The organism is Herpetosiphon gulosus (assembly GCF_039545135.1).
Classification (GTDB): Bacteria; Chloroflexota; Chloroflexia; order Chloroflexales; family Herpetosiphonaceae; genus Herpetosiphon; species Herpetosiphon gulosus.
The window spans coordinates 60104-73059 of sequence record NZ_BAABRU010000017.1; the positions used below are offsets into that span (position 1 = coordinate 60104).

Below are 12956 nucleotides of genomic sequence, written 5' to 3' on the forward strand. Positions count from 1 at the left end.
CGCCCCTAATGTGCAGCCGCCGGCTGCTGCCGCTCATATCGTCGCCCAGCGCGTGCGCCTGGTACGGGCACTTGGCTCAAAATGTGTTGGATCAATTCATCAGCATGAATATTGCGAATCCGCGCTGCTGGACTGATGATCATGCGATGGGCCAAAACTGGCTTGACCAGCACCTTGATGTCATCAGGAATTACATAATCACGACCTTGCAAGGCGGACAACGCTTGGGCTGTGCGATACAAGGCCAACGAGCCACGTGGGCTAGCCCCAAGGTACACATCGCTGTTGTTACGGGTGGCGGTGGTAATTGCCACAATATATTCTTTGATTTGCTCATCAACATACACATCGCGAATTTCAGCTTGCATATGTTGCAGTTCTTCGATGCTGACGACTTGTTCAAGCGCATCGATTGGATGGGATTTGCGTTGGCTTTCCAAAATCGCCAATTCATCGGCTTTGGCGGGGTAGCCTAGGGTAATTCGCAGTAAAAAGCGGTCGAGTTGCGCTTCGGGCAGCGGAAACGTACCTTCGTATTCAATTGGATTTTGGGTTGCAAGCACAATAAATGGCTGAGGCAAAGCGCGGGTAATGCCATCGACGGTCAATTGGCCTTCTTCCATGCTTTCGAGCAAGGCCGATTGGGTTTTGGGCGTGGCCCGATTAATTTCATCGGCCAGCACTAAGTTGGCAATAATTGGCCCAGGCCGAAATTCAAACTCGCCTGATTTCTGATTGTAGATCGAAACTCCACTTACATCGGTTGGTAGCAGGTCGGGGGTGAACTGAATGCGCTTGAAGCTACAGCCGATGCTGCGGGCAATTGCCTTGGCAAGGGTGGTTTTGCCCACGCCTGGCACATCTTCCAACAGCACATGCCCGCGACAAAGCAGGGCGATCAGGGTTAAATCGACCGCCGCACGTTTGCCGATGATCACTTTTTCGACATTGGCAGCGACGCGTTGAGCTATCTCTTGCACATGTTTCACTTCAAGATCCTCCCGAAAACTGAGTCGGTGCTACAAATCTTTGACTAAAACGGTTTGGCGTTCACCATTGCGCATAAACCCAAACCACTCGTAGAGCCGTTGGGCATGTTGGTTGGTGTTTTGGGTATTCAGCGAGAGCAATTGCACGCCGTTTAAACTGCACCAATCGACCAATTCAGCTAAAAGCCGCACGCCGATGGCTTGGCCTTGCAGTGCCGGATCAACCGCGATCCGCACTAAATGGGCCATCATGCCGCCATGATGCACGGTGGCAAAGGCATAGCCAACAATGGTATGGTTAAGTTCGGCTACGATATAGAAGGGTGCAACTGGGAAAACTCCGGCCAAAATCGTGCTGTTTTTGACCCATTCGTCAGCAAAGGCGGCGGCATCGATCTTGGCAATCATCGGTACATCGTCGGTCGTCGCTGGGCGAATCCAAGCCCCGGTATTGCCCCAAGCTGGAATGTTCATCGCACGTTTTTCGTAGCCCACCACATCAAGCTGGAGCTGATAGCCCTCGCGCAGCACCCACGGCAACAGCCAACTGGCATCGCGTTCGTCGCTCATAATCAACAAGCGCTCAACACCATGCCCCTTAGCATAACCCTCGGCAGCATGTAAAAATTCAGTGACCGCCTCGGCTGGGCGCAACGAATGATGCACAATCAGTGCTCGAATCCAAGCAATTGGGCCGACTGCATAGCCCATCAGCACGCAGCCCCACAATTTGCCGTTATATTCCAAAACAATACTGAGTTGATCGTTGAGGGTTAAGCGAAACTCATCGTGGGGAATCGAAAGCGAAGCCCATGGAGTTTGCTCAAGCAAGCCCATCAGCGGCGGTAGATCGCTCTCAACCAGTGGCCTCATCGCCAAATCTTGAATGCTCGGAACGCGACGAAACAAATGCATAACTTAGGCTTCTTCTCGCAAGACCGAAATACCCAACGCACCTGGCCCACCATGGACCGCCAAAACTGGGCCTGCATCGGAGATCAACAACGGCACGCCTGGAAAATGGGCCGAAACTTGCTGAGCAAAGGCTTGGGCTTCGGTTAAAGCATTGGTGTGCAAAATGCCCATGCGTCGGACTTTACCCTTGCCCACAAACTCCAAGGCTTGCTGAATCATCATAGTTAAGGAATCTGCGCGTGAGCGGGCGCGACCGACCATTTCGGCTTGGCCTTTGCGATCTAGCCCTAAAATTGGGTAGATGCCCAAAAGTGAGGCCGCCATGGCCCCGATGCGCCCCAAACGCCCACTGAGCCGCAAATAGCGCACAGTTTCGAGTGAGGCAACGGTCAAAATATTAGGAATTTGATGCTCGATTTGTGAAACGATTGAGGCTGCGCTGGCTCCGCGGGCCAAAGCTTCGGCAGCTTCGAGCACCAACAAGCCTGTGCCTAGGGCAAATTGACGCGAATCGATGTTGTAGATCATGCGGCCTTGCACCCGTGAAGCGGCTTGCATGGCGTTGGCATAACTTTGGCTGAGCATTGCCCCAACATGAATCACGATAATATCATCGGCGGAGTGTTGACGAAAATAGTTAATAAACTGCCCTGCCGATGAGGGAGCAGTCGTAGGAATCACATCTTCATGAACTAAACGGCGATAAAACTCATCGAGCGAGACATCTTCGCTTTCACGCAGATTGCCATCGACAAATTGAATGGTAAATGGAATTAATTCAATGCCATAGCGCTGAATAAGCTCCATTGGCAAGCTCGACGTTGAGGCGGTAACCAATGCAGTGGTCATGTTGTTCAATCCTCGGAGCCACACAGACACTCCAATGCAACCCTGCGGTGGAGCATAGATTAATAAGTATTATAGGGGGTTTTTAGTTTGCACGAAAGTGCTGGTTTGATGAAAAGATGCTGAGGAAATAGGCTTGATCAGCCGTATACTGCCGATCAAGCCTATTTGGGAGCTAGAGTTTAATCCGGCGAGGGCGGATACGTGATTTTTCGGCGCGAATGATTGCTTGAATCATGCTGGCAGCCTCGTCGGGCCGTGATTCGGGGTTCATCACGACATAATCAAATTCATCGACACGGCCCATTTCTGCTTCGGCCAAGGCCATCCGTTGTTCTAAACCTTCTGCCGATTCAGTGCGGCGCAAGCGCAGGCGGTTGGCTAATTCGGCACTTGAAGGTGGCACGATGAAAATCAAGACTGCATCGGGTACTAATTTGCGCATGGTGGCCGCGCCCTGCACATCGATCCGTAAAATCACATCTTTGCCGCTCGCCAAGGCATCGCGCACCTGCGATTTGGGAATGCCCTTGTATTCGCCATAGACAACGGCATGCTCCAAGAGGTCATTGTTGGCGATCATGGTTTCAAACTCGGCTTTGGAAACAAAGTTATAATCAAAGCCCTCTAATTCGCCTGGGCGTTGGCCACGGCTGGTGGTGGTGACCACAAAATGAAAGGGCATACCAAATTCGCGCATACGCATCAACACCGTATCTTTGCCAACCCCTGATGGGCCTGAAATAATGACCAGTAGTGGCACAGGAGCTTGGTTGTGCAAAATCGGGTTGAGTTCTGGGTGTGACACAATGCCTCCTAAACTAAGGATTTTTAAATTATTGACGATCCGCCAATGCTTGAGTACGATTGAGCCATTGAAGGAGAATCGTCTATGCACATTGATGCGCTAGTTGTTGCAGCGATTGTCGCTGAATTACAGATCTTGGTTGGCGGCAAAATTCAACAGGTGGTTTTGCCAAATCCCGATAGTGTGGGCTTTGAAGTCTATGCTGATGGTCAACGCCATCAGTTATTGCTTTCGGCTAATCCAAAATTTGCCCGTATGCATACCACCCCAACCAAGCTAACCCGTGATCCGAATGCCGATTCGCCTTTGTTGCTCTTATTGCGTAAATATGTTCGTGGCGGAAGGATTACCAAAATCGAATCTGCGCCATTGGAACGGGTTATTTCGCTCAGTATAGCCAAGATGCCGATTCCTCGCAAGGAACTTGAGCCTGACGATGATGACGACGATGAGGTGATGCTTACGCCGCGTTATAGTGAGTTGGTACTAGAAATTATCGGTCATTCGTCGAATATTATTTTGGTCGATGATAATGGCTTGGTCTTGGAAAGTATTCGTCACTATAACCCACATCGTTCGCAGCGCCCAATTATGCCACGCAGCATCTACGAAGCGCCGCCAAGCCAAGGCAAATCTGACCCGCGCCAAGCAACTGCTGAGCAAATTGCGGCCTTGGGTGGTGATTTGGCCAAAGCCTTGGTGACCGAATATAGTGGCATCTCGCCGCAAACTGGCCGTGAAATTGCGTGGCGGGCAGTTGGCACAACCAGCATCGAAGTTACGCCAGCACTGGATTTTGAACAGATTGCCCAGCTTTTGCGCCAACTCACCAGCCTTACCAGTATCGAGCCAACTCTTGCGCGAAATGCTGATGGTACACCAATCGGGATTGCAGCCTTTAATTTGCAGCACCAAGCCCATACTGAATCATTCCCCAGAATGAACGAGGCTTTGGCAACCGCCTTCGCTGAGCTTGATCAAGTGACGGCGCATGCTCAACGGCGTGAGGCTTTGCTTGAACGAGTGGCCGAAGCTCAGCGCCGTGTCAAAACCAAAGCTGATCAATTACGCACTCAGTTGGCGCGAGTTGAGCAACTTGAGCGTTTGCGCTGGGAAGGCGAGATGATTTTTGGCTATATTTATGCGATCAAGCCAGGCCAAAGCGAATTGCTGCTCGACCAAGGGGTAATTACGCTTGATCCAAAATTGTCTGCTGTAGAGAATGCCCAATCACGCTTTCGCGAGTACGACAAAGCCAAAGGCGCTTTAGAAGATGTTCCGCAACTCTTGGAGCAAACCGAGGCCCAAGCCGAATATCTGCAACAAACCAACGATCTGTTGAGTTTGGCCGAGAGTTTTGCCGAAATTGAGCAATTTGAGCGCGAGTTGATTGCTGGTGGTTGGTTGCGTCAAACCATTGGCAAAGCCAAAAGTAAGCCCAATTCGAGCGTTGGCCGTGGCCCGTTGCGGGTGATTTCGCCCGATGGCTGGACAATTTTCGTCGGTCGTACCGCTGACCAAAACGATGAAGTGACCTTTAAACTCGGTCAGCCCGAGGATTATTGGTTGCATGCCCGTGAGCGAACTGGCGGCCATGTGATTATTCGCATGCAATCGACCAACGTGCCGCCACGCACGCTTGAACAAGCAGCACAACTAGCAGCCTATTACTCGTCAGCCCGCAACGATGGGGCAGTTGAAGTCGATATGGCCTTGCGCAAACATGTGCGCAAAATCAAAGGCGGCCCACCTGGTTTGGTACGCTATACCGCCGAACGAACCCTGCGGGTCGAGCCCAAAAAAGAACCCAAAAGAACATAGTATAGGGATCAGGTGTTAGGGGCTAGGCTTTCTTTAATGCAGAGAGAGGGATGAAGGATAATTAGTGGAATTCGTGCAATTCGTGGCTAAAAACCTTCGTGGTTAAAAAGAAACTTTGTGGCTAAACTGAACCCTAATCCCTGACACCTAGCCCCTGCGTATATTTAGCTTTTGGGGAACCACGGCAGGAAAGCACTAGTTTTCGCGATGTAATCGGCATAGTGGGGCTTGGTTTTGACCATTGTGCGTTCTAGGAGCAGCACACCTGAAATTCGAATAATCAGCCAGGTCATGAGCAATGCACCGATAATTTGCCAATAACTGCCAGCGGCGATTGAAAAGAGCGCATAACCCCACCAGACCGTCGCATCGCCAAAATAATTGGGATGGCGGGTGTAGCGCCATAAACCAGAGCGCATAACTTGGCCTTTGTTGGCGGGATTGGCCTTGAACCGCGCCATCTGCCAATCGCCAAGCGCCTCAAAACTAAAGCCAATCAGCCAAACGCCAATTGCCAAATAATCGAGCCAATTCCAGCTTTTTGGGCCAGTTTGTGCGCCGAGCAAAGTCAACGAGATCAGCAATGCTAACACGCCTTGCAGCAAAAATACTTGGAAAAAGCTAAACCACCAATAGCGTTCAGCTCCATAACGCTGGCGAAACTCAACATAACGATAATCTTCGGGCTTGCCCCAATTACGCCAACCAATGTAAATCGATAAGCGCAAGCCCCAAATTGTCACCAAACTGCTAATGAGCAAACTGCGTTGGGCATCGCCCTGAGCTTGGCTAAAATACCACCAACTCAAGGCCACAAAACACATGCCCCAACAGATATCCACAATGCTGGCATTGGTGATTTTGACACTCCATAACCACGCCAAGGTTAATGGAATCATTACCACCGCCAAGCCCCAACCCCAGATTTGCCAAAAACTCATACGAAACTCCCACAGCTAACGCACCCAAATATCATAACCACCCAAATGCACTCGTAAACGATAGGGCGCAATTTGCAACATCGCATCAAAGCCGATTGGTCGCACGGCTCCATAAGTCACGATGACGTTTGGCGGCTGGCGGCGTAGTTGTTGCAAGGTCTGGTCGAGGGCATTGGGCAAAATCGCTAAGGGGTAATCATAGGGAAATCGGCTTGGCACAGCGTAATCGCCATATAAATAAATTTCTGGCTCAGCTGCCCAAACCCACACGCTGGCCTGCTGGCCCACATTGTTATCGATCCATTCGACAACTTTTGGCGCAAGCGCAAAGAATTCACGGCCATCTACACCATACAATTGTTCAATTTGGGCTTCGGGCGTTTTATTATACAACGGCCAGAGGCTGGCCAATGGCTGAATCGCTAGTAAAAACGCAATCAAGACAATCGAAAAATCTTTGTATTGTTGTAAAAATCCCAGCCGAACTTTGGCTAAGCCACCTGCAAAGACTGCCAAAGCTGGCACAAGCGCCTGATAATAATGCGGATAAGCCCGCAAACTGACGAAGGCGCTGGCAATCAGGCCGACGCTCCATAAGCCAGCAAGAGTCAAGCTCGGCCAGTAGCGCCGTCGTCGCCAGGCCATGGTTGCGCCCACAATCCCCGCCGCTAGCAGCAACAGCAGCGAGCGCCAAATCGGCCAAAGCTGGCTGATTGTGGCATTGGTCTGGTCGAGGTAGACTGTGTTATAAGTCCAAAGTGCTTCAACAAATTGGCTCCAACCACCAGCCAAGGCAAAATAAAGCAGAGTTGGAATCAACACCAGCGCCAAACCGTCGATCACCAAAATAGCGCGACCAAGCCGTTCGTTGACATCGCCTTTGAAGGCAACGGTGGTAATAATCAGCGCTGGCAAAATCAACAAAGCCACAGGCTTGGATAATAGCGCCAAGGCTGCGGCCACACCTGCCAACATCCACCAGGCTTTTTGTTGGCTGTCGAGTGCCTTGAGTCCAAAAAGTAAAGCCAAGCTACTGGGCAAGAGCATAATTGCTTCGCTGTTGAACGTAATGCCCTGCAAAAAGATCGCGCTATTCCAGCTTGCCACTAAAATTGCAGTAAGCACGCCCGCCGCTTCGGATCGCCACAAGCGCCGACCTGCTCGCCACATCACCAAGGTTGTGGCCACCAACCAGAGCGTCGCCCAAACCCGAATTGTTTGGATTGGCTTAGTGCCCAACAAAACTGGCGGGGCATAGGCAACATAGACAAACGGTGGCTTATGATCAAATCGATCGCGGTAGGGAATCGCTCCATCAGCCCAATCGCGGGCAATGACGGCATAGGCAGCCTCGTCACGCTCCAGCGGCAGTTGATGGAGTGGCATTCGCAGAATGATAATCAAGCTACAAACCGCCCCAATCACTGCCCACAAGGCTAAGCGTCGCCGCCGAAAACGTCGCAACATGCCTAAATTCCCCCACACCAAAACGTTGTTGAGCGCCATAATACTGGCAAATTGGCAAAAAGCCTAGCAAAAAAATAGCCCAGCCACGCAGAACACTGCATGCTGAGCCAAATTTCATCAATTGAACTGAATTTTAGCCGAGGTACAGCGCCATCACCAAGAAATGGCAAACGCTGCCGCCCATCACAAAGCCATGCCAAATTGCGTGGTTGTAGGGCAGTTTTTCCCAGCGATAAAACACCACGCCAGCGGTATAGGTCAGGCCACCAGCTACCAACAAGGCAAAAGCCCCGGTCGGCAAACTTGCCACCAAATCATCCCAAGCCATCACCGACAACCAGCCCATTCCAACATACATCAAGGTTGAAAGTAATTCAAAACGCTTGATGAAAAACATTTTAAAGCAGATTCCGGCGAAGGCACAGCCCCAAATCAAGCCAAAGAGCGTCCATGCCAGGCTACTCTGCATACTTACCAACAAAATCGGGGTGTATGTGCCAGCAATCAATAAATAAATAGCGCAGTGATCGAAAATTTTCAATAAATATTTGGCGCGAGGGTTGCGAATGCTGTGGTAGAGCGTCGAGGCCAAATACATACAAATTAGGCTGACCCCGTAGACCGTAAAGCTGGCAATTCGCCATGGGTCGCCCGTATTAATCGCCATAATCAGCAAAATCACCAAGCCAGCCACGCTCAAGGCAACCCCGATGCCATGGGTAATTGCATTGGCTAATTCTTCGGCGGCGGAATATTCGGAGTAGTGGACGTTGCGTTCTTCGATTGCTTTTGCCATATGACCTCCAGCTAAGCTATGTTTTTGCTGATTGATATTATACCTTGTAATGCAAGGTACTTTGCAGTGAAAGGTATAGTTCTTTTGGGCTAGCCATGGTAGCGATCTTTGCTATACTTGGCGTGCAGCGTTGCACCACAAGAGCGAAGATTCCTGTAGTTCGAGGTATTTGCCATGGCCAATTTGCCAAGCTACGATTTTGCCGATTTAATCAAAGCTGACCATGATGCTGAATTTGTTTTGACATGTTTCGCTGAAGTATTACAAGAATTAGGCGAGGCTGATCTCGCTGCTTATCTTGGGTTGCCGACCACGGCCTCAAGCAAGCAAACAATTACGCCTGAACGGGCGATTCAAGCGGCCTCGCTCAGCTTTCAATTGCTGAATATGGTCGAGGAAAACGCCGCTGCCCAACAACGCCGCGTACGCGAAGCTGCCGAAGGCTTTAATGCCGAAGTTGGTTTGTGGGGCAATACGTTGCAAAGCTTGAGCCAAGCTGGATTCAGTGCCGAGCAAATTGCTGCTGCCTTAGGCCAAATTTATGTTGAACCAGTGCTGACCGCCCACCCAACCGAGGCTAAACGGGCGACCATGCTTGAGCACTATCGACGTTTATATTTGCTGTTGGTTAAGCGCGAAAACCCGATTTGGACTCCGCTGGAGCAACAGGCGCTGCGCGACGAGATTAAAGTTGAGCTTGAGCGGCTTTGGCGCACTGGTGAGATTTTCCTCGAAAAGCCGAGCGTCGCCGATGAATTGCGCAATATTTTGCATTATTTGCGTCATGTGTTCCCCGCCAGTTTGGCAACGCTCGATTTGCGTTTGCAACAGGCTTGGCAATTGCAGGGCTTTGATCGGCGTTTATTACCTGCAACCGATCAATTGCCGCATGTGCAGTTTGGCACGTGGGTTGGCGGTGATCGCGATGGTCATCCTTTGGTCACAGCAACCGTCACACGCTTTGCCTTGCATGAGTTGCGGCGCAATGCACTTGAGGTTTTGCACGAACAATTAGTTCAATTAGTGATCAAATTAAGCTTATCTGATCGTTTGCAGTCGCCGCCTGCCGCCTTGCTTGAAGCCCTTGATGCTAGTGCAGCGGCGCTGGGCCAACGTGGGCAAATGGCCTTGGCGCGGAATCCCGAGGAGCCATGGCGACAATGGGTCAACTTAATCATGGCGCGATTGCCCGAATCAAACCAACCGCGCCAGCCTTGGCAGTACCGCAGTAGCAATGAAACTGTGGCCGACCTGCAATTTTTGGCTGAGCAACTGAATGTAGTTGAGGCACAACGGTTGGTTTTGAATGATCTTCAGCCTGTGATTCGTAGCGTGCAAAGCTTGGGCTTTCACAGCGCCGTGCTGGATATTCGCCAAAACAGCAAATTTCACGATTTAGCCGTTGAGCAATTGCTGCAAGCTGCTGGATTCAGCGATTATCAATTTAGTAATTGGTCTGAAACACAACGGCTCGAATTGCTTAACCGCGAGTTGCAAAGCGCCCGCCCATTTGCCCACCCCAGCCTTGAGTTGGGCAACGAAGCTAGCGCTGTACGCGATTGCTATCGTGTGTTGGCTGATGAAATTGCTCAGCACGGCACGACGGGCCTTGGCTCGTTAATTATCAGCATGACCCGTAGCCTCTCGGATTTGCTGGTGGTTTATTTACTGGCGCGTGAAGCTGGCTTGTTACAAGTTACTGAGGCTGGCTTGGCCTGTGTACTGCCAGTTGTGCCATTATTCGAAACGATCGAAGATTTGGAAATTAGCCCTGGCATTCTCGATGCGTTTTTGGCCCATCCAGTCAGCCAAGCTAGTCGAGCGTTGCGCCAAACCAGCGTGCAACAAGTGATGGTTGGTTATAGCGATAGCAACAAAGATGGCGGGATTTTGGCCAGCTTGTGGAGCCTGTATCGGGCGCAAGGCACACTAGCAGCGGTCGGAGCTAAGCATCAGGTGCGAGTACGTTTCTTCCACGGTCGCGGCGGCACAATCAGCCGTGGCGCTGGGCCAACCCACCGTTTCTTGAACGCGCTACCAGCCGCGGCCTTGGCAGGCGATTTGCGTATGACCGAGCAAGGCGAAACCATCGCCCAAAAATATGCCAACCATATCACCGCAGTTTATAATTTAGAATTAATGGTAGCGGGCGTAACCGAAGCTACCTTGCTTGGCTCGCAGCGCGATCAAACACCCCACAGCCTTGCTCCAACCATGGATTCACTGACCGCTTACAGCCGCCAACGCTACGAAAACTTGATCCAAACGCCGGGCTTTATTCAGTTTTTTGGGCAGGCTACGCCGATTGATGTGATTGAGCAAGGCAAAATTGGCTCGCGTCCCGCCCGCCGCACAGGCCAACGCACGCTTGGCGATCTGCGGGCGATTCCATGGGTGTTTAGTTGGAGTCAATCTCGCTTTTTTCTCTCTGGCTGGTATGGGGTGGGCAGCAGCTTGGCATGGCTTGCCGAGCAACATCCCGAGCAGTTTGCCCAACTCAAACAAGCGGCATTTGAGTGGTATCCGTTGAAATATTTATTGACCAACGTTAGCACTAGCATGCTCTCGGCAGATCTGGCAACCATGCAAGCTTATAGCCATTTGGTCGAAGATCCAAACGTGCGTCAGCCGATTATGGCGGCAATTGAGGCTGAATTTAAGCAAACTCAACAGCAATTAGAGCTGATTTTTGGCGGGAGTTTGGCCGAACGTCGCCCACGGATTTATCGCATGTTGCAAGGTCGTCAGTCACGATTAAGCCAATTGCATCAGCAACAAATCAATTTGCTGCACACATGGCGCAGCCTGCCCAGCGAACAAATTCCAGAGCGCGAACAGTTATTAACTCAATTATTGCTCACAGTCAATGCGATTGCCAGCGGCTTGCGCACGACTGGCTAAATGTCATTGGTGGTATGCCCTCACTCCCTAGGCTCCTCTCCGTCCGAGCGAGCGAGGGGGAACTGCACGTACAAACGCCCTTCTCCCGCCGCAGTGGGAGAAGGGTTGGGGATGAGGGAACTCAATTAATGTTTCAAGCTGGCTTCGCCGTGAAAACGCTCGAATGCGGCCCGTTCGAGCGCTTCGCGATGGTCAGGGTGGGCAATATCGATCAAGGCTTTAGCTCGTTCGCGCAAGGTTTTGCCATACAAATAGGCCACGCCATATTCAGTCACGATATATTGAACGTGGGCACGAGTGGTCACGACGCTAGCGCCTTCGTGCAGCACTGGCACAATCCGCGATTCGCCACGGCGGGTAGCTGAAGGCAGGGCAATAATTGGCTTGCCGCCCTCGGAGAGCGCCGCGCCGCGCATAAAGTCCATTTGGCCGCCAACCCCTGAATATTGATAGGTTCCAATCGAATCGGCACAAACTTGGCCCGTCAAATCAACTTCAATCGCACTGTTAATCGCCGTAACATTGGGGTTGCGCCGAATCACGCTAGTATCGTTGATGTAGGTGATGTCGAGCATAGCAATCTGCGGGTTATCATCAACGAAATCATACAAACGCCGCGTGCCCATCATAAAACCACCAACGATTTTGCCAGGGTGGGTTTTCTTCATGCGTCCGTTGATGATGCCGCGTTCAACCAAATCAATAATCCCATCGGAAAACATTTCGGTATGAATACCCAAATTTTTGTGGGTAGTCAAGGCTGCTAACACTGCATCGGGAATCGCTCCGATGCCCATTTGCAAGGTTGCGCCATCGCTGACCAAGCCGGCAATATGGCGACCAATCGCCCGTTCAACATCGCTCAAAACGGCTGGCGCATGTTCATAAATTGGCTCGTCAACCTCGACCGCAAAGTTAATCCGATTGATATGGATGTGGCCATCGCCATGGGTGCGGGGCATATGGGGGTTGATTTGGGCAATCACACATTGAGCAACTTCAACGGCTGCGCGAGTGACATCGACCGAAACGCCCAGCGAGCAGAAGCCATGTTGATCAGGTGGCGAAACTTGAATTAATGCGACATCGAGCGGCAAAATGCCCCGGCGAAACAAGCCTGGAACTTCGCTCAAAAAGACCGGAACATAATCGGCTTCGCCAGTTACCACGGCGCTGCGAATATTCGAGCCAATAAATAACGCGCGGGTATGAAAACTTTCGCGATATTTGGGATCGGTATAAGGCGCTGGCCCTTCGGTATGAATATGCACCAATTCGACGCTGCGTAATTCATCAGCGCGAGCAACTAAAGCCGCAATTAATTGTTGAGGTGCTGCGGCAACACTATGAATAAACACACGATCGTGTGATTTAATCGCTTGAACAGCTTCGTTCGCTGAAACGTAACGCATACTAAGCCCCCTAAATCGTTGGTTGGTGTAGCCTCGGCTACATCTCTATTGTGACCGATT

General features: G+C 51.2%; 10 protein-coding genes. 2 read left to right on the plus strand and 8 right to left on the minus strand.

The window, feature by feature from the left end:
- Window positions 1-5 precede the first annotated feature (5 nt).
- From ABEB26_RS20430 to ABEB26_RS20445, 4 genes are all read right to left on the minus strand, one after another.
- Window positions 6-989 (minus strand): AAA family ATPase, encoded by a 984-nt coding sequence (locus ABEB26_RS20430; RefSeq protein ID WP_345723918.1) that lies wholly within the window; start codon window positions 987-989, stop codon window positions 6-8.
- A 30-nt stretch (window positions 990-1019) separates the two neighbouring features.
- Window positions 1020-1904 (minus strand): GNAT family N-acetyltransferase, encoded by an 885-nt coding sequence (locus ABEB26_RS20435; protein WP_345723919.1) that lies wholly within the window; start codon window positions 1902-1904, stop codon window positions 1020-1022.
- 3 nt (window positions 1905-1907) lie between these two features.
- Window positions 1908-2753, minus strand: a complete 846-nt coding sequence (locus ABEB26_RS20440; protein WP_345723920.1) for a DegV family protein — start codon at window positions 2751-2753, stop codon at window positions 1908-1910.
- 172 nt (window positions 2754-2925) lie between these two features.
- Window positions 2926-3558: a guanylate kinase gene (locus ABEB26_RS20445; RefSeq protein ID WP_345723921.1), complete on the minus strand. Its 633-nt coding sequence runs from the start codon at window positions 3556-3558 to the stop codon at window positions 2926-2928.
- 84 nt (window positions 3559-3642) lie between these two features.
- Here ABEB26_RS20445 and ABEB26_RS20450 point away from each other — a divergent pair, with 84 nt between their 5' ends.
- Window positions 3643-5379 carry an Rqc2 family fibronectin-binding protein gene (locus ABEB26_RS20450; protein ID WP_345723923.1) on the plus strand — a complete coding sequence of 579 codons (1737 nt, stop codon included), beginning with the start codon at window positions 3643-3645 and terminating at the stop codon, window positions 5377-5379.
- A gap of 164 nt (window positions 5380-5543) precedes the next feature.
- On the opposite strand, the gene ABEB26_RS20455 is transcribed toward ABEB26_RS20450, so the two are convergent.
- The 3 genes from ABEB26_RS20455 to trhA form a co-directional block, all read right to left on the minus strand.
- Window positions 5544-6320 carry a DUF1295 domain-containing protein gene (locus tag ABEB26_RS20455; RefSeq protein WP_345723924.1) on the minus strand — a complete coding sequence of 259 codons (777 nt, stop codon included), beginning with the start codon at window positions 6318-6320 and terminating at the stop codon, window positions 5544-5546.
- A gap of 15 nt (window positions 6321-6335) precedes the next feature.
- Complete coding sequence (locus ABEB26_RS20460) at window positions 6336-7787, minus strand: ArnT family glycosyltransferase (protein WP_345723925.1); 1452 nt, start codon at window positions 7785-7787, stop codon at window positions 6336-6338.
- A gap of 133 nt (window positions 7788-7920) precedes the next feature.
- On the minus strand, window positions 7921-8583 hold the full coding sequence (gene trhA / locus ABEB26_RS20465) for a PAQR family membrane homeostasis protein TrhA (protein WP_345723926.1): 663 nt from the start codon (window positions 8581-8583) through the stop codon (window positions 7921-7923).
- A gap of 174 nt (window positions 8584-8757) precedes the next feature.
- On the opposite strand from trhA, the gene ABEB26_RS20470 reads away from it, so the two are divergent.
- The gene (locus ABEB26_RS20470; RefSeq protein ID WP_345723927.1) at window positions 8758-11484 is read left to right on the plus strand and encodes a phosphoenolpyruvate carboxylase; all 2727 of its coding nucleotides are present in this window, start codon (window positions 8758-8760) and stop codon (window positions 11482-11484) included.
- A gap of 125 nt (window positions 11485-11609) precedes the next feature.
- Here ABEB26_RS20470 and ABEB26_RS20475 read toward each other — a convergent pair whose 3' ends face one another.
- Entirely contained in the window at window positions 11610-12896 is a 1287-nt protein-coding gene (locus ABEB26_RS20475) for an acetyl-CoA hydrolase/transferase family protein (protein WP_345723928.1), read from the minus strand.
- Between the last annotated feature and the right edge of the window lie 60 nt (window positions 12897-12956).